Source organism: Hathewaya histolytica (assembly GCF_901482605.1).
GTDB lineage: Bacteria > Bacillota > Clostridia > Clostridiales > Clostridiaceae > Hathewaya > Hathewaya histolytica.
This window is the reverse complement of the sequence record NZ_LR590481.1, coordinates 2,214,646-2,235,653: the sequence shown is the minus strand read 5'-3', so window position 1 is coordinate 2,235,653 and position 21,008 is coordinate 2,214,646. Positions and strand designations below refer to the sequence as shown.

Genomic DNA, 21,008 nt, shown 5'->3' with positions numbered 1-21,008 from the left:
ATTTTATATGTCAAATATTTTAGATACTTTATGTGGAGAATTTAACTTAAAGAAGTTTCAAATAGAAAATGTAATATCTATGCTAGATGAAGGGAATACTGTGCCATTCATTTCTAGATATAGAAAAGAAAGAACTGGTGGATTAACAGACGTACAGCTAAGGGAAATAGCAGAAAGGCTTAAATATCTAAGAAATTTAGATGAAAGAAAAGAAACTGTTACGAAATCCATAGAAGAACAGGGAAAATTAACAGATGAGCTTAAAATTAGAATAGAGAAAGCAACTACTTTAACTGAAGTAGAAGATTTATATAGACCGTATAAACCTAAGAAAAGAACTAGAGCAATTATTGCAGAGGAAAAAGGTTTAAAACCTTTAGCAGAATTAATTTTATCTGGTGAATGTACAGGTGACATAGGAAGTATTGCACAGTCTTATATTAATGAAGAGAAAAAGGTAACTAGTATTGAGGATGCAATCAAAGGTGCTGAAGATATAATAGCAGAAATAATTTCTGATGAAGCCGAGCATAGGAAATGGATAAGAGATTTGCTTGGAAAAGAAGGAATTATTCAGTGTAGAAAGAGTTCAAAAGAAGAGGACAAAGATGAAGCTAAGACCTATGAAATGTACTATGAATATAATGAAAATGTTAAAAAAATGCCATCACATAGAATTTTAGCTATAAATAGAGGTGAAAAAGAGGGAATACTATCTGTAAAAATTTCCATAGAAGAAGGAAAAATAATAAATTATTTAGAAAGTAAAATAAAAAAAGGAAATGAAAATACAGATAAGTATATAGAAAATAGTATAAAGGATTCTCTGAAAAGATTAATATATCCTTCTATAGAAAGAGAAATAAGAAGTGAACTAACAGAAAAGGCAGAAGAAGGTGCAATAAATGTATTTAAAGCCAACCTAAAATCTCTTTTAATGCAAGCACCTATAAAAGGTAAAGTGGTTTTAGGATATGATCCAGGGTTTAGAACTGGGTGTAAAATTGCAGTATTAGATGATACAGGGAAGGTATTAGGTATAGAAACAGTATATGCAACGCTTCCTAACAATGATAAGGAAAAGGCTATTGAGATATTAATAGGACTTATAGTAAAACACAATGTAGACGTTATTTCCTTAGGTAATGGTACTGCATGTAGAGAATCAGAAGAAATTATAGGTGAAGTTATAAAAAGAGTAAAACAAAATCATAATAAAGATGTTTATTATGTAATAGTTTCAGAATCTGGGGCTTCTGTATATTCGGCTTCAGAACTTGCTAGTAAGGAGTACCCAGATATTAATGTATCAATAAGGGGAGCCATTTCAATAGGGAGACGACTTCAAGATCCGTTAGCTGAGTTAGTTAAAATAGATCCTAAATCTTTAGGGGTAGGGCAATATCAACATGATGTTGGACAGAAAAAATTAGAAGAATCTCTAAAGGGTGTAGTTGAAGACTCAGTAAATAATGTGGGTGTAGATTTAAATATGGCAACACCATCACTATTATCTTATATTTCAGGGATAAATAGTACTATTGCAAAAAATATAGTTGCTTATAGAGAAGAAAATGGTAAGTTTAAAAATAGAAAAGAACTTAAAAAAGTTAAGAGATTAGGAGATAAAGCATTTGAACAATGTGCTGGTTTTCTTAGGGTTATGGAAAGTCCAGAGCCATTAGACAATACTAGTGTACATCCAGAATCATACGAAGGTGCTAAAAAACTTTTAGATATACTTAATTATTCAAAAGAAGAACTAGAAAAAGGCGGACTTATAGATATAGAAGAGAGAGCAACTAAATATGGTATTGATAGTTTAGGTGAAGAAATAGGAATAGGTGTACCGACGTTAAAAGATATAATAAAAGAATTAAAGAAACCAGGTAGAGACCCAAGAGAAGAATTACCTAAACCTATATTTAAGACAGGAATTTTAGAGCTTAGTCAACTAAAATCTGGGATGGAACTTATGGGAACCATTAGAAATGTAGCTGATTTTGGTGCATTTGTAGATATAGGAGTGCATCAAGATGGATTGGTTCATATAAGTCAGCTTGCAGATAAATTTATTAAACATCCTTTAGATGTAGTTAAGGTAGGAGATATAGTTAAGGTAAGAGTTATAGATGTAGATGAAAAAAGAGGTAGAATTTCTCTTAGCATGAAGTAAGTAAAAGGTTGATAAGTTTAAAATTAAATAGTATAATAAATTTAGAAAATAAAAAAATAAGTTACTCTTCAGGGCGGGGCGTAATTCCCCACCGGCGGTAAAGCCCGCGAGCTATTTATAGCATGATTCGGTGAAATTCCGAGGCCGACAGTTAAAGTCTGGATGAAAGAAGAGAGGTATAAGTATGTGTATTTGCCCTGAATTTTTTCAGGGCTTTTTTGTTATGCCTCACCCTGAAAGATAAAAAAATATCTTTTATTGGGGGAATAAAAATGGAAAGATCAAACCAAAAACTAGAATTAAGTGTGTTAATTAAAGTTTCTATGCTTGCTGTAATATCTTTATTATTAATGCAAATAGAACTTTCATTATCATTCTTATTTCCTGAGTTTTTAAAAATTGATTTAAGTGACATACCAGCTTTATTTGGAGGATTTGCACTAGGACCAATTGCGGGAGTTTTAATTTTGTTACTTAAAAACTTGTTACATGGTATATTAATGACTAAAACTGCTTTCATAGGGGAAGTTGCAAACTTTTCTGTAGGTGTATTTTTAATATATATATCAAGCCATATATATATTAAAAATAGGAGTAAAAAGGGCGCTATTCTAGGATTATTAACTGGGACAATCGTTATGGCATTAGTGGCAGGAATTATGAATTACTATATATTTATGCCTGCATATGCTAATCTTTATGGAGTATCTGTTGATTCCTTTGTAAAAATGGCTAGTAAGGTAAATGGAAATGTAAATAGTTTTAAAAGTCTAATATATTGGTCTATAATTCCATTTAATCTACTAAAGGGTTTTATAGTATCTTTAGTTTCTATGGGGTTATATAAAAGTTTAGCACCAGTAATTTTAAATAATAAGCATAAGAATAAATTGAATATTGATAATAAATAAGTAGTCTAACTAAGAATACAAAAATCAGTAGCTAATAATAACAAAGTTTAAAAATTAGCTACTGATTTTTATTAGAATATATAAATTAGATTGTATACTGATTTAAATTATATCACTCCACATAATAATAGCATTTTCTATGGGGCTAGTATAAAAACTTTTCCTAATACCACAGTTTTTAAAACCTTCTCTAAGATAAAGTCTTTGTGCATTTAGATTAGATTCTCTTACCTCTAGGGTCATATGCAAAACACTATGTTGTATACAAATTTTTTTTAATTCTTTTATTAAGGAGCTTCCTATTCCCATTTTTCTATATTTAGGGTGAACAGCTACATTAGTTATATGAGCCTCATCAGTAATTATCCACATTCCTGCAAATGCAATAACACTTTTTCCACATTTACATACTATATAGTGTGCAAGATTGTTATTTAATTCGTCATTAAATGATTCTATACTCCAAGGAACTTTTAAACTTAAGGTATTTACCAAATATGTATCTTCTATATCACAAAGTTCCATATTCTTAAATACAAATTTACAGGAATTCATAAAGTCTATACACCTTCTTTATGTTTTTCTTCGTATTCTCTTTCGGCTTGAGACTTCTTCAAATAAATAGGAGATAAGGCGAATATATTTTCTGCAGTACCTTCATTTAAAGAATTTAATCCAAGCTCCCCAAGGGAAGAGGCTTTAACTAGATTTAAATGTGTTGGAGCAAAATTTAAATTCGCACCAGAGAGATTATCTATTAAGTGTTGCTTTAATTTATATGTTCCATCACCAATAAAAGTTACCTTACAGTTGTATTCTTTAACTTTTTCTATAAGTTCATCTATATGAATAGCCATATAATCGCATAGTCGTATTAATTTATTGTTTTCAAATTTATATATAGAAGTATATACTGTATTTCTTAAGGCATCCATTATAGGACATATTATTCCATCAGAAAAGGCTAAATTATAGGCTAAAGCATCTAAAGAAGATACACTAGTTAAAGGTTTGTTAAGTCCTTGACTTAATCCTTTTATAGTAGCCATTCCTATTCTTAAGCCTGTAAAGGAACCAGGGCCTTTGGATATAACAAAGCCATCAATATCAGTAATATATGTTTCTGTATTTTTAAGTAGGGAATCTATTATAGGCATAATAATTACAGAGTGTTGTTTTTTATAATTAAAAGTTATCTCACCTAAAAGTTTATTATCTTCTAGCAAAGCACAACTTGCACTTTCACTAGAAGAGTCTAGGCTTAGTATTTTCATTATTGTAGCTCCTTTACATAATCATATTTTTTATTTATATATTTAAAAATTATTTCCCTAGTATTAGGAGACTCTTCTGGAATTTTATTTATGTATATATAGAGCGCATCTTCCTTAGGAATCAAATCTTCAATATAATTGGCCCATTCAATAATAGAAACTGAGTCCGAAAATATATATTCGTCAAAGCCAATGGCTTCTATTTCATCAGGATCATTAACTCTATATACATCAAAATGATTAAGTTTAAGTCTTCCAAGATATTCATTAACTATAGTAAATGTAGGGCTTGTAATATGGTCTTCAATTTCAAGTCCTTTAGCAATTCCTTTGCTCATATGGGTTTTACCGGTTCCTAAATCACCTATAAGACAGATAATATCTCCACTACCACAAAGTTTTCCTAATTTAACTCCAAGATTATAAGTTTCTTCTACAGAATTAACTAATAAATTCATACTCTCACCTCTATAATATTCTATCCTAATATAATAAAAAAGTTAAGGGAGATAATGAGAATATTAAATAAAAAAACTAATAATATTATTAATCATATAGGAATATATATAATAGAAGCCTAAAGCATAATTTAAAGAATACTTTAAAAATTCAGAAAAATATTGTATAATATAAAGAAATTTAACTAAATTTGTTTTTAGTTTTAAAAAATAAAAAACCTAGTTAATATTAAATAAGGTATAACTTTATAAAGGTTTAATAAGGGAGGGTCATAAATGTTTGTAAATAATTTAATGCTACCTAAGGAAAAATTGATTACAGTTTCGCCAAAGGAGACTGTGAAAAAGGCTTTAGAACTTATAGAAGAGCATAAATTTTTATCTATTCCTGTATCAGAGGGGAACAAATTTTATGGTACTATTTCAAAAGAAAGAATTTATACATTTTACTTCGAAAAGAATTTAGATAAAAAAAGTCTCCTAGAAGAATTTTTAGTTGAAAATGTATTAAGAGAAGATGTACCAAGAATTAATCCCATGGCTCAAATTGAAGAAGCATCACATTTTTTAGCTACTAAAAATACAGCATTTGTAGCAGTTATAAATGCCTCTAATCAATTCGAAGGCATAATAACTCATAATGCAGTTTTTAAACAGTTTACTGAATTATTTGGCCTTAATAGAGGTAAGCGAATATCTGTTATAGCTCATGACATTCCCGGACAAATCTCAAAGCTTTCTAAAATAATCACAGAAAATAATGCAAGAATTATAAGTTTTGTAGTTGTAGACCCTAAAAGTTTAACTGAGGTTAAGGAAATAGTAATTAGAGTAAATGCAGATAATTTTGATGATATATTAAGAAAAATTAGAGATGCAGGTTTTAAGGTACAATAATAAATTTATCTAAAGCATATTTTTAGTTTTTATTAATATTTTATATTTTCTTGATTAAATAATAATATATTAAATGTAGAAATTGAAAAAAATATGTTGATTTTACCAAACAACCATGATATAATTTATCATGTGTTTAGGGGTATAGCTCAATTGGTAGAGTAGCGGTCTCCAAAACCGTTGGTTGCGGGTTCAAGTCCTGCTGCCCCTGCCAGTTAATATTTAAAAAATTGATACAGCATTTGAATGACTAAGCCAGTTTTATACTGCTTAGTCATTTTTAATTTTATCATAAATAAATAATTGATTTAAGACTGTTTATAAGTCTATAATATATTAGGAAAGTTAGTGGCTTATAAATATTTTATGATCTTCTGAGGTGATTCAAAGATGGATTATGATGTAGTGATTATAGGAGGTGGCGCTGCAGGTCTTGCAGCTGCTATAGGAGCAAAAAAACAAGGTGCAGATAAGGTACTTATATTAGAGAAAGAAAACTATCTAGGAGGTATACTGAACCAATGTATACATAATGGGTTTGGGAAATACCTTTTTAATAAAGAAGTTACAGGGCCAGAATACGCTTCTATATTTATAGAAGAAGTAAAAAAACTAGGTATAGAATATAAAACTAAAACTATGGTTTTAGAAATTGATAAGAATAAGAAAATATTAGCGGTTAATGGAAAAGAAGGAGTTATAGAAATACAATGTAAAGCTCTTGTCTTAGCTATGGGTTGTAGGGAAAAGACTAGAGGAGTAGCTAAGGTTTCAGGAAGTGCTTTTGCTGGAGTATTTACAGCTGGAATGGTTCAACGTTTAATAAACTTAGAAGGAGTAATGCCAGGGAAAGAAGTAGTAATACTAGGTTCGGGAGATTTAGGGCTTATTATGGCAAAGAGACTAACTTTAGAAGGTGCGAAAGTTAAAGCTGTAATAGAAAATTTATCTTACTGTGGTGGACTAGAGGAAAATTATTATACATGTCTAAAAAATTTCAATATCCCTCTAAAACTTAAATATACCATTACAGATATAAATGGCAAAGAGAGAGTGAATGGAGTAACAATAGCAAGAGTTGATGATAATAAAAGAGTAATAAAAGGAACAGAAGAATTTATCTGTTGTGATACTGTAGTGCTTTCAGTAGGATTAGTGCCTGATGGAGAATTGTTTAAAAATATGGGTTTAAGGATAAATAGAATAACAGGTGGTACGGAAGTAGATGAAAGCATGCAAAGTAATATAGAAGGTGTTTTTTCTGCTGGGAATATAGTACATCTACATGACTATGTAGATGATGTTACTAGAGAAGGTTTTTTGGCAGGAAAAAGTGCTACAAAATATGTATTAGAGAAACTAGATAATAAGAAGAGTTTTAAAGTTTCCGAGGGGAGAGGAATCTCATATATACTACCTAAAATTGTTCACATAGGAAATATAGATGAGAATGTTGAATTTAAGTTTCGTTCATCTAAAGAATATGAGAATGTGAAAATTAGGTTTAGCTTTGGAGATAATTTTATAGAAATTCATAAGAAGAAAGTCATACCAAGCAAGATGGAAGTAATTACTTTAAGCAAAGAAGAACTACTAAAAAATTATAGGGAAGATAAAGTTTTAGTAGAAATATGTGAAAAGTAAAAGAGGTGTTTATGGAACTTAAGGATAAAATAAAGAAGTTTTGTAATTCTTTAGGATTAAATAACATTGGTTTTATTGAATGTAAAAGATTTGATGACCTAGAAAAGTTCTTAAAATATAAAAAAGAAAAAGGAATACTTAATGAATTTGAAGAAGAGGATATAGAGAAAAGGATAGATCCTAAACTTCTTATGAAAGAAGGAAAAACTATAATATCAATAGCATTTCCATATTTCTATGAAGATGTAAAAAAGGATTTAATTTATTTTTCCAAATACACATTAGGGATGGATTATCACATAATAGTAAAAGAATATCTTAATAAAATAGGAGAATATATAGTAGAACTAGGTGGTAATTATAAATGTTTTGTAGATAATAATCCACTACCAGAGAGGTATATTGCAATGAAATCTGGTGTAGGGTTTATCGGTAAGAATAATTGTTTAATTACAGAAGAGTACGGTTCATATATTTTCCTTGGAGAGATAATTACAGATCTATATATAGAAGAGGATAAACCAATTAAAAATAAATGTGGTGAATGTAATAAGTGTACTAAAGCTTGTCCTACAAAGGCTATATTAAATTGGGATACGAAAAACAATGCAAGTGGAATAAATAATAATTCTAATGTATGTTTATCGTATATAAATCAGAAAAAACAGTTAGAGGATGTATGGATAAAAAAAATAGGGGGAAGGATTTGGGGCTGTGACACTTGTCAAGATGTTTGTCCTTTCAATCAAAATATAAAAAAAAGTAATTTAGAAGCTTTTAAACCCATAGAATATATGAAGAAGCCAAACTTAGAAGAGCTTAGTACTCTAGATAAAAGAACTTTCAACGAAAAATATAAAAGCATAGCATGTTCATGGAGAGGAAAAAATATTCTTACAAGAAATACTTTTATAGCTTTAAAGAATATTAAAAAGGAAATTCCTCATATTGATAAATTTAACTCTCCATATGTTGAAGAATATTATAATAAAATAAAAAACTTAAAGTAAAATAAGATAAATATTTTGAAAGGAATGGGAACGTATGATATCTCCTACAATGGCCAAACTAATTTCTATATTACCAGAAGGGATTGTTCATTTTCTTGCAAGAAAAGTTGTAGATAAAAATATTAATAAGTATGCAAATATAAAAATAAATGGATTAGAGAATTTAAAAGGTATTAAGACACCTACAATATTTATATGTAATCACTTAAGCAACTCTGATGGACTTATTTTAGGTAAAGTACTTAAAGACTTTGATCCTACCTTTGTTGCAGGAATAAAGTTATCTAACGATCCAACTACTAATTTAGCAATAGGTATACATAAGACAACTACAATTAAACCTAATACTGCTGATAAAGAGGGACTTAAAAATATAATGAATCTTATAAAAGAGGGAGAAAATATTATTATATTCCCAGAAGGAACTAGAAGTAGAACAGGTAAAATGATACAAGCTAAAAAAGGTATACTTCTTATCAGTAAGCTTACAAAAGCACCTATAGTTCCAATAGGATTATATGGAACGGAAAAATTATTACCTATTAATAAAGAGGGAGATATGAGTAGTGAAAAGTTTAACTATGCTGACGTAAATATTAGCATAGGAAAACAATTTTTTATGCCTAAAAAAGAAAGTGATGAAGATAAAAAAGTATATGAAGAGAGAGCTATAAATGAAATTATGTATAGCATAGCAGAGCTAATCCCTGAAGAATACAGAGGAGTTTATTCAAAATAATATTTCTGAAATAAATAGTTGAATTACAACTATTTATTTTTATTATTTATAATAATTTAAATTTTTGTTAAAATAAATTAAAGTGTGTCAAAATTAAAACAAATCATTGAAAAAGTAACAATAATAGAGTATGATAAATATGCAAATGCAATTTTTATTGCAAAAGTTTTACTTTACTTAATAATATATAAATAAAGACAAATAAATTATTTGCTTTAAACAAAAGCAAAGTTATATTGTGGAGGTGTTTTAATGTCTAGCAAAATTTTAGAAAAATTTTTAAAGGAAAATTTAGAGGACTTAAAACAAAAAGGATTATATAATGTTATAAATCCTTTACAGAGTGCAAACGGACCAATGATTACAATTGATGAGAAGGAATTTGTAAATCTTTCATCTAATAACTATTTAGGACTAGCTACTCATCCAAGAATGGTTGAAGCTAATATAGAAGCTACTAAAAAGTATGGTGTTGGTGCAGGGGCAGTTAGAACAATTAATGGAACATTACAGGTGCACGTTGAACTTGAACAAAAACTTGCAGAATTTAAACACACAGAATCAGCTATAGCATTCCAATCAGGATTTAACTGTAACATGGCAGCAATACAAGCTGTAATGGACAAAAATGATGCTATATTATCTGATGAATTAAACCATGCTTCTATTATTGATGGATGTAAATTATCAAGAGCTAAAATTATAAGATTTAACCATTCAGATATGAATGATTTAAGAGAAAAAGCTAAAGAAGCAAAAGAATCAGGTTTATATAACAAGATAATGGTTATAACTGATGGAGTTTTTTCAATGGATGGAGATATAGCAAAACTTCCTGAGATTGTAGAAATAGCAGAAGAATTTGATTTAATAACATATGTAGATGATGCTCATGGTTCAGGAGTATTAGGAAAAGGTGCTGGAACAGTTAAGCATTTTGGACTTTCTGATAAAATAGACTTCCAAATAGGTACATTATCTAAGGCAATAGGGGTTGTTGGCGGATATGTAGCAGGTAAGAAGGATCTTATAGATTGGTTAAAAGTTAGAGGTAGACCATTCCTATTCTCAACTTCATTAACTCCAGGTGCAGCAGCATCTTGTATAGAAGCTATAAATATTTTAACCGAAAGTACTGAGCTTTGGGAAAAACTTTGGGAAAATGGCAACTATTTGAAGAAAGGCTTAAAAGAATTAGGCTTTAATATTGGAAATAGTGAAACACCAATTACTCCTTGTATAATCGGTGAGGAGACAAAGGCTCAGGAATTTAGTAAGAGACTGTATGAAGAAGGGGTTTATGCTAAGTCAATAGTATTCCCAACAGTTCCAAAGGGAACAGGAAGAGTTAGAAATATGCCAACAGCAGCTCATACTAAAGAAATGTTAGATAATGCTCTAAAAGCTTACGAAAAAGTAGGTAAAGAAATGGGGATTATAAAATAAACTATACATTTTGGAGGGGAATATAATGAAAAAAATATTAGTTACAGGCTCATTAGGGCAAATTGGAAGTGAACTTGTTGCAAAACTAAGAGATGTATATGGCACTAATAATGTAATAGCATCTGATATTAGAAAACCAGAAGGAAATCCAACAGTTGAGAGTGGTCCATTTGAGATTTTAGACGTACTAGATGCTCAAAAAATGAGTAGTATTGTTAAAGATAATAACGTAGATTCTATAATTCATTTAGCTGCATTATTATCTGCAGTTGCAGAAGCAAAACCTCAACTTGCTTGGAATATAAATATGGGTGGTTTAGTAAACGCACTAGAAGTTGCTAGAGAAGGAAAGTGCCAATTCTTTACTCCAAGTTCAATAGGTGCTTTCGGTCCATCAACTCCAAAAGTAAGTACTCCACAAGATACATTACAAAGACCTCAAACAATGTATGGTGTAACTAAAGTTTCGGGAGAATTATTATGTGATTACTATTTCAAAAAATTTGGAGTAGATACAAGAGGAGTTAGATTCCCAGGATTAATTTCATACGTTGCGCCTCCAGGGGGAGGAACTACAGATTATGCTGTAGATATTTATTATGAAGCATTAAAGAACAAAGCATATACAAGTTATATAGGAAAAGGAACTCATATGGACATGATGTACATGCCTGATGCATTAAATGCTATAGTTAATTTAATGGAAGCAGACCCTGCTAAATTAAAACATAGAAATGCATTTAATATAACGGCTATGAGTTTTGAACCAGAACAAATTGCAGCAGAAATAAGAAAACATATACCAGAATTTAAAATGGAATATGATGTAGATCCAGTAAGACAAGCTATAGCAGAAAGCTGGCCAGATTCAATTGACTGCACAGCAGCAAAAGAAGAATGGGGCTTCAAAACTGAATATGATCTAGCAAAAATGACTGCTGATATGTTAGAAAAATTAAAAGCAAAAGGAATTTAGGATTATAATAAAGAGAGCTTGAAGTTGCACTAGTGCGCTCGAGCTCTTTTGTTTAAAATTGAGTTTAATTACATAATACTAAATCTATAATAATTATATTGCCTTATGTTATAATTAAAATATAAAACGAAGATAAAGGTGGTAAAATGGATAAAAAAGAAATAGATATAGTATTAAAAATCTTAGAGGAAACCTATAAAGGGGCAAAATGTGGATTAGATTTTGATACTCCATATCAGCTATTGGTGTCCACAATTTTATCAGCACAATGTACAGATGAAAGAGTAAATAAAGTTTGTGGTGAACTTTATAAAGATTATGGAACACCTGATAAGATAGTTTCTCTAAGTGAAGAAGAATTAGGAGAGAAAATAAAATCTTGTGGTTTTTATAAAAATAAGAGTAAAAATATTTTAGGAGCTACAAGAATAATTATAAATAAGTACAAAGGTGAAATCCCAGAAACTATGGAGGAGTTAATAGAGCTTCCCGGTGTAGGAAGAAAAACTGCTAACGTAGTTCTTTCCAATGCCTTTGGTGTACCAGCTATAGCAGTAGATACCCATGTGTTTAGACTGTCTAATAGAATAGGTATAGGAAAGGGAGAAGATGTAGGTAGGGTAGAAAAAGAATTAATGAAGAACATACCGAAGGAAAAATGGAGTGATTCCCATCATTACTTAATTTGGCATGGAAGAAAAATATGCAAGGCTAGAAAACCAAATTGTGATGAATGTCCTTTAGTTCCACATTGTGATTATTATAGAAGTTTATAATATAAATTAATACAAATTTTATATAGAAAAATTAGGAGGCGTTTCGATTATGTCATATGGTGAACAAGCGTTAAAAGTACACAAAGAAAATAAGGGTAAACTTGAAGTAATAAGCAAAATTAAGGTTGATACAAGAGAAGATTTAGCAGTTGCATATACTCCAGGTGTTGCAGAACCTTGCCTTCAAATTGCAAAGGATAATGAAAAAATATTCGACTATACAATAAAAAGCCATACAGTAGCAATAGTTACTAATGGAAGTGCAGTTCTAGGCTTAGGGAATATAGGAGCAGGTGCGGGACTTCCAGTTATGGAGGGAAAAGCACTATTATTTAAAGAATTTGGTGATGTAGATGCATTCCCAATCTGTATAGACTCTCAAGACCCAGAAGAAATAATTAAAACTGTTAAACTAATAGAACCAGTATTTGGTGGAATTAACTTAGAAGATATAAAAGCGCCTGAATGTTTTTATATAGAAGAAACATTAAAGAAAGAATTAAACATACCAGTATTTCATGATGACCAACATGGTACAGCTATTGTTACTTTAGCTGGCTTATATAATGCATTAAAAATTACAGGAAAATCTATTGATGAGATTGGTGTAGTTATAAATGGTTCAGGAGCAGCTGGAATTGCTATTTGTAAACTTCTTATAAGTGCTGGTGCTAAAAACATCGTAATGTGTGATAGTAAAGGTGCAATAGTTAAAGGAGCTTCTAATTTAAATGCTTCAAAAGCTGAAATTGCTGAAATTACTAATAAAAATCTTGAAAAGGGTACTTTAGCTGATGTTGTTAAAGGAAAAGATGTGTTCATAGGAGTTTCAGGACCAGGAGTTTTAACAAAAGAAATGGTTAAGACTATGAATAAAGATTCTATAATATTTGCTATGGCAAATCCTACACCAGAAATAATGCCAGATGAAGCAAAAGAAGCAGGTGCAAGAGTTATAGCTACAGGTAGATCAGATTTCCCAAATCAAATAAATAATGTACTTGTATTCCCAGGAATATTCAAAGGTGCTTTAAAAGTAAGAGCAAAAGAAATAACTAATGATATGAAACTTGCAGCAGCTAAGGCAGTAGCTAACTTAGTTAAAGAAGAAGAGTTAAATGAAGAATTTATAATTCCATATGCTTTAGATAAAACAGTAGCAGATTCAGTAGCTAAGGAAGTTGAAAGAATAGCTATCGAAACTGGAATAGCTAGAATAAAATAATATAGATTACATGAAAGGGGTTAATGTAAATGTCAAACTTAGTTAAGAGATTTTTGCATTATGTGTCTTTTGATACTCAATCAGATCCAAACTCTAATACTGTACCATCAACATCAAAGCAGTTGATATTAGCAAAAGAAATTGGGAAAGAACTAGAAGGATTGGGGATGAAAAATGTATCTGTTGATGAAAATGGATACGTTATGGCAGAACTTCCAGCTAATTGTGATAAAGATATCCCAACTATAGGATTTATAGCTCATATGGATACAAGTCCTGAAATGCCTGGTTGTAATATTAAACCTCAGATAGTTGAAAATTATGATGGGGGAGATATAGTTTTAAATAAAGAAAAAAATATAGTATTAACAGTAAAGGATACACCTGATTTAAAAAAATATATCGGAAAATCTATAATAACAACTGATGGTACAACTCTACTTGGTGCTGACGATAAAGCAGGAATAGCTGAAATCGTAACTGCAATAGAATACTTAATAGAACATCCAGAAATAAAACATGGAAAAGTAGTAGTTGGCTTTACACCAGATGAGGAAGTTGGAAAAGGTGCAGACCATTTTGATGTTAAAAAATTTGGTGCAGATTTTGCCTATACTTTAGATGGAAGTGAAGTTGGAGAGTTCGTGTATGAAACTTTTAATGCAGCTGGAGCAAAAGTAACTATACATGGAAATAATGTTCATACAGGCTATGCAAAAGGAAAAATGGTAAATTCAATCTTCTTAGCACAAGAATTTATGTCTATGCTACCTGAAGCTGAAAGACCAGAGAAGACTTGTGGATATGAAGGATTCTATCATATAGATAGTATAGAAGGAAATGTAGAAGAAACTAAGTTAGAATACATTATAAGAGATTTTGATAGAGAAAAGTTTGAAAGCAAAAAAGAAACTATTAAAAAAGTTGGGGAAGATTTAAATAAAAAATATGGCGAAGGAATATTTGAAGTTGAAGTTTATGATCAATACTATAATATGAGAGAAAAACTAGAGCCAGAAAAACATATTATAGATACAGGTATACAAGCTGTTAAAGAAGTAGGTTTAGAGCCAATAGTACAACCAATAAGAGGTGGTACAGATGGAGCTAGATTATCATTTATGGGATTACCAACTCCAAATATATTTGCAGGTGGACAAAACTTCCACTCAAAATATGAGTTTGTGCCAGTATATTCAATGGAAAAAGCAACTGAGGTAATAGTTAAAATAATAGAAATATATGCAAATAGATAGTTAAAAAACAGGCTAATATTAGCCTGTTTTTTCTATTGCGCTTCTAATTTTAATTTTATTGATACTTCTTTTCCATCTCTATATACTTTTAAGTTTATGGTATCTCCTGCTTTACGTCCTTGTTTAGCTTTATCTAAGTCCTCCATGGAAGTTATCTTTTTTCCATCAGCAGAAATTATTATGTCCCCAGGATTTAAACCGGCTTTTTCACCAGGTCCATATTGGACAACTTCAGAAATATATGCACCAACTGGTATGTTATATTGTTTAGAATCTTCCTTAGTTACAGTTCTTCCTAAGATACCAACCATTACTTTAGGTGTCATTAAGTTTTGTATTTTAGGTTTAATTTGGTTAATTGGTATAGCGAAGCCTAAACCTTCAACACCTTTACCAACTCTTTTTTCAGTGTTTATACCTATTACCTGACCTTTAGAATTTACAAGAGGTCCACCACTGTTACCAGGATTTATAGCGGCATCAGTTTGTATTAGTTTTAAGTCTTTATTTCTTTCATCTATAGTCCTATTTACGGCACTTATAACACCAGTGGTTACAGAACCTAAAAGATCTCTACCTAAAGGATTACCTATTGCAACAGCTGGCTCTCCTACAATTAAAGAATCAGAATCACCAAAGTTTGCTACACCAGGCATATCAACTTTTTCAGTTATTTTAATTACAGCTACATCATAACTAGGATCTGAATTTATAAGTTTTGCTGGAACTTCTTTTCCATTATTAAATATTACTTTTATTGTTTTAGCACCTTGAATTACATGGTTATTAGTTAATATATAGCCCTCTTTATCAAAGATTATTCCAGAACCGAGGCCTTCTTGTTGTTGAACTTCAGCTCCCCAAGCTAAGGTCTTAGGAAAACCTTTTGTAGATACACCTACTACTGTAGGTCCTACGTTTTTAGCTATATCTGCAACACTCATTTGCTGTAAAGTGTTTACAGGAGTATTTTTACTATTTAATGTGTTGTTATTAGATGGAGATGAGCTTTTATTTATAATACTAGGATTATCTTTTAAATAGTTTATAGTGGCTATGGATGATACTACACCACCTAAAGTTGTGCAAAGGATACCTACCAAAATATAAATTAAAACTTTGCCAGATCTTCTTTTCTTTTTTATATTTTCATAATCATTATTCATAGTATTTTCATTTACCTCCTTAAAATCGTCTTTATTTACATTTATAGAAGTATTATTATCATTGTCATTGGAAAACATACCCATAGTTTTTATCCTCCTATGTAAATTATTATACTCTTAATCTTTAGTTTAATAATAATACCTTATTGTGACAACTAAGTGACAAAATTAAAAAATAAATTTTAATAGTTTATAAATAACATTAATAATAAAAGACTATTTATTAAAATATAAAAGATGCGCAATTGTATTTATTACGCATCTTTTATATTTTAAGTAATTTTACCGTTGTAAAGATATTATTTTCAAAGTCTCTATCTAAAGTTAAGAAGTACTGGACACCATGATATTGGGCACAGGCAAGATGAAAAGAATCATTCACTGAAAGCATATATTCAGTTATAAAGTACTTAGAAATATCTATACAGGGCTTGGTTATACTTAGATATTCAAATTTCAGTATGTTTTCCAAATAGGCATATAGTTCTACTGACTTATCAAAATAGATTTTTAGCAGATCTTTTTTCCACGGGTTTTTTAAAATATTATAAAAATATTTATTAAATGGTATGTCCTTGTATTTTTCAAACTTTTTATCTTTTATAATTTTCCTATGATATTTATTAAAACAGGAACAAATTAGATTAATATTAGATTTTGTATTTAAGGGAATTACTCTATTAGCCTTATACTTCATATCTGTAAGAAAAAGTTTTTTAGTTATTTGATTCATGGTTTCAGCTGCAGTCATATCAGTTACAAATAACTTGCACTTTGAGAGCATTAAAGCTGTAATTAAGTTAGCGCATTCTTTGTTTTTAGGATCATTATCATAAAGCAAGGTTAAAATAAAGCAGGTATCCATCATGATTGTGGTTGAAGAATTAAAGTTACACTGATTAAAAGGGTAGTTATAAATATCTATATTAAGTTCTAGCCTTTAATTCATGATGAAATCTACGATGGAAATTTTGCTTTTTTATAGTATACATATTAAATCTCCTTTAAAATTTCGTTCTTTATATGTTTATTACTATAAGTGTTTATATATAACTTCTTTTAAATTATATATTACTTAAGTTATAGACTTTAAAAGAGTTTTTTAAAGCAAGATTTGCAAATTAAGGTTTTTCCCTTATCGGCTGAAATTAATTCAGAATTTGAATATGTTTTATTACATATATTACATATGGAAGAATTAGAATTATTTTTAGATACATTTAAGGCTTTAGGTTTATTTTTCTTAGAGTTTGGAGGTGGAGAGTATAATATAGGCTCTTTCTCTAAAGAGTTTAAATTAATATTGTATTGCATATTATACTTACTTTCTGCAAAAAGCTCTAATTCAAATCTAGGATTTTCTTTATCATAAAATTCCTCTATAATAATCCTTCTTATTTGAGCATCATTTATTATAAGTCCACTTTTTTCTACACCATCAAAAATACTTTTAGTTATGTTATTTGTGTCAGGATGTCTTTTACTACTTTTATAATAAACTTTTAAAATGGCAATAACAGATTCTTCTATAACTACTTCAGGGTTCTGAGCTCTAGCATTTAATGCTATTTCCTCTTCGTAAAGGGCATATCTATCATGATATTTACCAGAGTTACACGGAAGAATAGCTCTACCATTTACATTAAATAGTTTAAAATTAGATTTAGAAATAGGAGATCCTTGTACAATAATTTTAGCATATGTACTATTCATATATATCCTCCCAAACATATATTCTCTTTAGTATTTTATTATAACATTTTAATATATTAGTGTAAAATGCTATGTTCTTGAAGTAATATAATATATAAAGTATAATATACAGATGTAATAAATATAAAAACAAAACATAAAATATGAAATTTAAATAGAGTTATTGAAAAGAGGTAGTATTAACATGGAAAAAGGTATAAAAATACTTTCTATAGAGTCAAGTTGTGATGAAACATCTGCAGCAGTTGTAGTGGATGGAAGGAAAGTTTTGTCTAATGTTATATCCTCACAAATAAGTACACATGAAAAGTTTGGTGGGGTTGTACCTGAGGTAGCTTCTAGAAAACATATAGAAGCAATTAGTGCAGTAGTTGATGAGGCTATAAAAGAATCAAATATTACCATGGAAGAGATTGATGCTATAGCTGTAACTTATGGTCCAGGACTTGTTGGAGCACTTTTAGTTGGGCTTCAGTATGCTAAAGGCTTAGCTTATGCTTTAAAAAAGCCATTAATAGGTGTAAACCATATAGAAGGCCATATCTGTGCTAATTTTATTGAGCATGAAAATTTAGAGCCTCCCTTTGTTTGTTTAATTGTATCTGGAGGACACACTTTTATTGTATATATGAAAGATTATGGAGAGTTTGAAGTTTTAGGTCAAACAAGGGATGATGCAGCAGGGGAAGCCTTTGACAAAGTAGCAAGGGCAATTGGACTTGGATATCCAGGTGGACCTAAAATAGATAAAATATCAAAAATAGGAAATGCTTTTGCTATTAATTTTCCTAAAGCTAAATTTTCAGAAGAAACTTTAGACTTTTCTTTTAGTGGAATAAAATCTGCTGTATTAAATTATTTAAATAATGCTAAAATGAAAGGTGAAGAAGTTAAAAATCAAGATGTTGCAGCATCCTTCCAAAGGGCTGTAGTAGAAGTTTTAGCAGAAAATGCTATGAAAGCATGTAAATTAAAAAATGTAGATAAAATTATAGTGGCAGGTGGAGTTGCGTGTAATTCAGCTTTAAGAGATGAACTAAATAAAGAAGGGGAAAAAAGAGGAATAAAAGTTTTATACCCATCCCCAATATTGTGTACAGATAATGCAGCTATGATTGGAAGTGCAGGATATTTCGAATATAAAAAAGGCAGAGTTGCAGAACTTACTTTAAATGCTGTACCAAATTTAAAATTAGGTCAGAGGTAACAGTATTTAAATAAAAATAAGCTCTTATAAGAATAGTATAGATATGTTTTTCTATATATTCAAAATAAGAGCTGTTTTTTATTCATAGAGGTATTTATAAAATAGATTAATTTATCTATATTTACTTTTGATCTATTGAGAACTAGGCTTTACAGTAGTTTCTCTTCTCTACTAATTACCATCCTCTTTCAGCATATTTACATTGTAAATCATCTATTACTAGGCCTGACATTGCGTCACCAAGGTCTTCTGATATTTCGGCAAGTTTTTTAGGATCATTATAGTGAGTTGTAGCTAGTACAATAGCTCTAGCTCTTTGTTCTGGGTTTCCTGATTTAAATATTCCAGATCCTACGAATACACCTTCAGAACCAAGTTGCATCATTAAAGCTGCATCAGCAGGTGTAGCTATACCACCAGCTGCGAAATTAACCACAGGTAATTTTCCTTCTTTCCATACATACTGAATTAGATCATATGGTGCATTCATTTCTTTTGCAATACTCATTAATTGTTCTTCAGAGGCATTTTTAACTCTTTTTATATCATCCATCATGGTTCTCATGTGTCTTACAGCCTCTACAACATTACCAGTACCAGCTTCACCTTTTGTTCTTATCATAGCAGCGCCTTCTCCAATTCTTCTTAGAGCTTCACCTAAATTTCTAGCACCACAAACAAAAGGAGCTTTAAAATCTCTTTTATTTACATGAAAAGCTTCATCAGCAGGAGTTAAAACTTCACTTTCATCTATAAAATCTATTCCTATGGATTCGAGTATTTGAGCTTCCACAAAATGTCCTATTCTAACTTTAGCCATTACAGGAATTGAAACAGCTTCTTTTATTTCTTTTATCATCTTAGGATCTGACATTCTAGCAATGCCACCTTGTTTCCTAATGTCAGCTGGAACTCTTTCAAGAGCCATTACAGCACAAGCACCAGCTTTTTCAGCTATTTTTGCTTGCTCTACATTAGTTACATCCATTATAACTCCATTCTTAAATATCTCAGTTAAGTTTTTGTTAGTATTATAGTTATTCATATATAATCCCCCTATATAAAATTTACAAATAAAGAATAATTTATTTTATATTCTATTTCCTATATAAGTATAAAATAGAAATAAGAAAAAATAAAGTGTACCCATACATTGTAATGGAATTGTACTAGAAAAAAAGTTATTCTATAGTATAATAGTTTAGAATAACATTATTACGGGGGAAGAAAAATGGAGAAACTATTGTTAACACCGGGGGAAGTATGTGATTATACTATTGAAGTGGGGGTAAAAAAGGCAAAGGGTAGAAAATTAAATATGTTTTTGCTTGGGATAATGGCAGGCGTGTTTATATCTATAGGAGCCTTTTCTTCTACAGTAGCATCTCACAGTATAAAAAATTTTGGGGTTTCAAAATTAGTAGCTGGATTCGTGTTTCCAGTAGGATTAATATTAGTATTAATATGTGGAGCTGAACTTTTCACAGGAAATAACTTACTATCTATAGCGTATTTAGAAAAGAGAATAACCTTTAAAGATTTTATAAGTAATTGGATCTTAGTTTTTATAGGTAACTTTGTAGGGGCTATTCTATTTGCACTTTTAATTTATCATAGTGGTGCTATTAAAGCTAATGGAGGTATGGTTGAAGCTTATGCTTTGAAGACCACATATGTAAAAGAGAGCCTAAGTATTAAAGAGGCACTTTTAAGTGGTATACTTTGTAATATTATAGTATGCAGCTCTGTATGGGGAAGTTATGCATCTAAAGATATAACTGGCAAGGTATTCATGGCATTTTTTCCAATTATGGCTTTTGTAATTAGTGGATTTGAGCATTGTGTTGCTAATATGTATTATTTATCTCTAGGACATTTGTGTAAGGGAAATTTAAACTTAACCTCAGTATCTACCTTATCTAAAGAAAACTTGAGTATGATAAATGGTTTAAATTTATTTAAGAATATATCTATAGTTACCTTAGGAAATATAATAGGTGGGGCTATATTTATAGGAATTACATATTGGTTTATATATAAACGTAATAAATAAATTAAATAAAAAACTAATAATTAAAATTAATCACCAAAACTATATTAATTATATAAGCTGATTATATAACTAGTATGTGAG

General features: G+C 29.8%; 20 protein-coding genes, 1 tRNA gene and 1 riboswitch. Of the genes, 14 read left to right on the top strand and 7 right to left on the bottom strand.

The genetic code is table 11. The annotated features are described in order from the left end of the window. The first annotated feature begins 7 nt into the window (after positions 1-7). Both FGL08_RS10735 and FGL08_RS10730 read left to right on the top strand, forming a co-directional pair. The gene (locus FGL08_RS10735) at positions 8-2,176 is read left to right on the top strand and encodes a Tex family protein (RefSeq protein WP_138210787.1); all 2,169 of its coding nucleotides are present in this window, start codon (positions 8-10) and stop codon (positions 2,174-2,176) included. A gap of 60 nt (positions 2,177-2,236) precedes the next feature. Then, positions 2,237-2,354: riboswitch (FMN riboswitch) on the top strand. A gap of 94 nt (positions 2,355-2,448) precedes the next feature. Further along, positions 2,449-3,087 (top strand): ECF transporter S component, encoded by a 639-nt coding sequence (locus FGL08_RS10730; RefSeq protein WP_138210786.1) that lies wholly within the window; start codon positions 2,449-2,451, stop codon positions 3,085-3,087. 102 nt (positions 3,088-3,189) lie between these two features. Here the strand turns inward: FGL08_RS10730 and rimI are convergent, their stop codons facing one another. Genes rimI through tsaE form a run of 3 tightly spaced genes read right to left on the bottom strand, consistent with a single transcriptional unit; the run spans position 3,190 to position 4,819 of the window. After that, positions 3,190-3,642 (bottom strand): ribosomal protein S18-alanine N-acetyltransferase, encoded by a 453-nt coding sequence (gene rimI, locus FGL08_RS10725; protein ID WP_138210785.1) that lies wholly within the window; start codon positions 3,640-3,642, stop codon positions 3,190-3,192. 5 nt (positions 3,643-3,647) lie between these two features. Then, positions 3,648-4,361 carry a tRNA (adenosine(37)-N6)-threonylcarbamoyltransferase complex dimerization subunit type 1 TsaB gene (gene tsaB, locus FGL08_RS10720; RefSeq protein ID WP_138210784.1) on the bottom strand — a complete coding sequence of 238 codons (714 nt, stop codon included), beginning with the start codon at positions 4,359-4,361 and terminating at the stop codon, positions 3,648-3,650. After that, positions 4,361-4,819 (bottom strand): tRNA (adenosine(37)-N6)-threonylcarbamoyltransferase complex ATPase subunit type 1 TsaE, encoded by a 459-nt coding sequence (gene tsaE, locus FGL08_RS10715; protein ID WP_138210783.1) that lies wholly within the window; start codon positions 4,817-4,819, stop codon positions 4,361-4,363. The genes tsaB and tsaE overlap by 1 nt, the downstream gene beginning before the upstream one ends. Positions 4,820-5,095: 276 nt before the next feature. Here tsaE and FGL08_RS10710 point away from each other — a divergent pair, with 276 nt between their 5' ends. From FGL08_RS10710 to pepT, 10 genes are all read left to right on the top strand, one after another. Beyond that, complete coding sequence (locus tag FGL08_RS10710; protein WP_138210782.1) at positions 5,096-5,716, top strand: CBS domain-containing protein; 621 nt, start codon at positions 5,096-5,098, stop codon at positions 5,714-5,716. Between the two features lie 138 nt (positions 5,717-5,854). Continuing rightward, a tRNA-Trp gene (locus FGL08_RS10705) sits at positions 5,855-5,930 on the top strand. A gap of 176 nt (positions 5,931-6,106) precedes the next feature. Continuing rightward, positions 6,107-7,360, top strand: coding sequence for an NAD(P)/FAD-dependent oxidoreductase (locus FGL08_RS10700; RefSeq protein ID WP_138210781.1), 1,254 nt, complete (start codon positions 6,107-6,109; stop codon positions 7,358-7,360). Positions 7,361-7,371: 11 nt separating this feature from the next. After that, positions 7,372-8,370, top strand: a complete 999-nt coding sequence (queG, locus tag FGL08_RS10695; protein ID WP_138210780.1) for a tRNA epoxyqueuosine(34) reductase QueG — start codon at positions 7,372-7,374, stop codon at positions 8,368-8,370. 34 nt (positions 8,371-8,404) lie between these two features. Beyond that, positions 8,405-9,109: a lysophospholipid acyltransferase family protein gene (locus tag FGL08_RS10690; RefSeq protein ID WP_138210779.1), complete on the top strand. Its 705-nt coding sequence runs from the start codon at positions 8,405-8,407 to the stop codon at positions 9,107-9,109. Positions 9,110-9,361: 252 nt separating this feature from the next. Further along, a complete protein-coding gene (locus FGL08_RS10685; protein ID WP_138210778.1) occupies positions 9,362-10,555 on the top strand; it encodes a glycine C-acetyltransferase in 1,194 nt (397 codons plus the stop codon). 25 nt (positions 10,556-10,580) lie between these two features. Further along, complete coding sequence (locus FGL08_RS10680; RefSeq protein ID WP_138210777.1) at positions 10,581-11,531, top strand: L-threonine 3-dehydrogenase; 951 nt, start codon at positions 10,581-10,583, stop codon at positions 11,529-11,531. Between the two features lie 146 nt (positions 11,532-11,677). Then, a complete protein-coding gene (gene nth, locus FGL08_RS10675; RefSeq protein ID WP_138210776.1) occupies positions 11,678-12,307 on the top strand; it encodes an endonuclease III in 630 nt (209 codons plus the stop codon). 49 nt (positions 12,308-12,356) lie between these two features. Further along, positions 12,357-13,532: an NAD(P)-dependent malic enzyme gene (locus FGL08_RS10670; RefSeq protein ID WP_138210775.1), complete on the top strand. Its 1,176-nt coding sequence runs from the start codon at positions 12,357-12,359 to the stop codon at positions 13,530-13,532. 29 nt (positions 13,533-13,561) lie between these two features. After that, entirely contained in the window at positions 13,562-14,788 is a 1,227-nt protein-coding gene (gene pepT / locus FGL08_RS10665) for a peptidase T (RefSeq protein WP_138210774.1), read from the top strand. A gap of 32 nt (positions 14,789-14,820) precedes the next feature. Here pepT and FGL08_RS10660 read toward each other — a convergent pair whose 3' ends face one another. The 3 genes from FGL08_RS10660 to FGL08_RS10650 form a co-directional block, all read right to left on the bottom strand. Continuing rightward, positions 14,821-16,038, bottom strand: coding sequence for a S1C family serine protease (locus FGL08_RS10660; protein WP_243117979.1), 1,218 nt, complete (start codon positions 16,036-16,038; stop codon positions 14,821-14,823). 181 nt (positions 16,039-16,219) lie between these two features. Then, complete coding sequence (locus FGL08_RS10655; protein WP_171012056.1) at positions 16,220-16,795, bottom strand: type II toxin-antitoxin system VapC family toxin; 576 nt, start codon at positions 16,793-16,795, stop codon at positions 16,220-16,222. Positions 16,796-17,043: 248 nt separating this feature from the next. Further along, positions 17,044-17,667, bottom strand: coding sequence for a RusA family crossover junction endodeoxyribonuclease (locus FGL08_RS10650; RefSeq protein WP_138210772.1), 624 nt, complete (start codon positions 17,665-17,667; stop codon positions 17,044-17,046). A 184-nt stretch (positions 17,668-17,851) separates the two neighbouring features. On the opposite strand from FGL08_RS10650, the gene tsaD reads away from it, so the two are divergent. Continuing rightward, a complete protein-coding gene (gene tsaD / locus FGL08_RS10645; RefSeq protein WP_138210771.1) occupies positions 17,852-18,874 on the top strand; it encodes a tRNA (adenosine(37)-N6)-threonylcarbamoyltransferase complex transferase subunit TsaD in 1,023 nt (340 codons plus the stop codon). Between the two features lie 175 nt (positions 18,875-19,049). Here the strand turns inward: tsaD and pdxS are convergent, their stop codons facing one another. Continuing rightward, positions 19,050-19,919: a pyridoxal 5'-phosphate synthase lyase subunit PdxS gene (gene pdxS, locus FGL08_RS10640; RefSeq protein WP_138210770.1), complete on the bottom strand. Its 870-nt coding sequence runs from the start codon at positions 19,917-19,919 to the stop codon at positions 19,050-19,052. A 186-nt stretch (positions 19,920-20,105) separates the two neighbouring features. Here pdxS and FGL08_RS10635 point away from each other — a divergent pair, with 186 nt between their 5' ends. Then, positions 20,106-20,927 carry a formate/nitrite transporter family protein gene (locus tag FGL08_RS10635; protein WP_138210769.1) on the top strand — a complete coding sequence of 274 codons (822 nt, stop codon included), beginning with the start codon at positions 20,106-20,108 and terminating at the stop codon, positions 20,925-20,927. The last annotated feature ends 81 nt before the right edge of the window (positions 20,928-21,008 follow it).

Bases quoted from the DNA above. Each gene is read 5' to 3' on its own strand.
- FGL08_RS10685 (WP_138210778.1), top strand. From the start codon at position 9,362: ATGTCTAGCAAAATTTTAGAAAAATTTTTAAAGGAAAATTTAGAGGAC.
- FGL08_RS10670 (WP_138210775.1), top strand. From the start codon at position 12,357: ATGTCATATGGTGAACAAGCGTTAAAAGTACACAAAGAAAATAAGGGT.
- FGL08_RS10680 (WP_138210777.1), top strand. From the start codon at position 10,581: ATGAAAAAAATATTAGTTACAGGCTCATTAGGGCAAATTGGAAGTGAA.
- FGL08_RS10650 (WP_138210772.1), bottom strand. From the start codon at position 17,667: ATGAATAGTACATATGCTAAAATTATTGTACAAGGATCTCCTATTTCT.
- rimI (WP_138210785.1), bottom strand. From the start codon at position 3,642: ATGAATTCCTGTAAATTTGTATTTAAGAATATGGAACTTTGTGATATA.
- pepT (WP_138210774.1), top strand. From the start codon at position 13,562: ATGTCAAACTTAGTTAAGAGATTTTTGCATTATGTGTCTTTTGATACT.
- FGL08_RS10700 (WP_138210781.1), top strand. From the start codon at position 6,107: ATGGATTATGATGTAGTGATTATAGGAGGTGGCGCTGCAGGTCTTGCA.
- FGL08_RS10660 (WP_243117979.1), bottom strand. From the start codon at position 16,038: ATGGGTATGTTTTCCAATGACAATGATAATAATACTTCTATAAATGTA.
- FGL08_RS10635 (WP_138210769.1), top strand. From the start codon at position 20,106: ATGGAGAAACTATTGTTAACACCGGGGGAAGTATGTGATTATACTATT.
- tsaE (WP_138210783.1), bottom strand. From the start codon at position 4,819: ATGAATTTATTAGTTAATTCTGTAGAAGAAACTTATAATCTTGGAGTT.
- FGL08_RS10690 (WP_138210779.1), top strand. From the start codon at position 8,405: ATGATATCTCCTACAATGGCCAAACTAATTTCTATATTACCAGAAGGG.
- FGL08_RS10730 (WP_138210786.1), top strand. From the start codon at position 2,449: ATGGAAAGATCAAACCAAAAACTAGAATTAAGTGTGTTAATTAAAGTT.
- queG (WP_138210780.1), top strand. From the start codon at position 7,372: ATGGAACTTAAGGATAAAATAAAGAAGTTTTGTAATTCTTTAGGATTA.
- tsaD (WP_138210771.1), top strand. From the start codon at position 17,852: ATGGAAAAAGGTATAAAAATACTTTCTATAGAGTCAAGTTGTGATGAA.
- pdxS (WP_138210770.1), bottom strand. From the start codon at position 19,919: ATGAATAACTATAATACTAACAAAAACTTAACTGAGATATTTAAGAAT.
- FGL08_RS10735 (WP_138210787.1), top strand. From the start codon at position 8: ATGTCAAATATTTTAGATACTTTATGTGGAGAATTTAACTTAAAGAAG.
- FGL08_RS10710 (WP_138210782.1), top strand. From the start codon at position 5,096: ATGTTTGTAAATAATTTAATGCTACCTAAGGAAAAATTGATTACAGTT.
- tsaB (WP_138210784.1), bottom strand. From the start codon at position 4,361: ATGAAAATACTAAGCCTAGACTCTTCTAGTGAAAGTGCAAGTTGTGCT.
- nth (WP_138210776.1), top strand. From the start codon at position 11,678: ATGGATAAAAAAGAAATAGATATAGTATTAAAAATCTTAGAGGAAACC.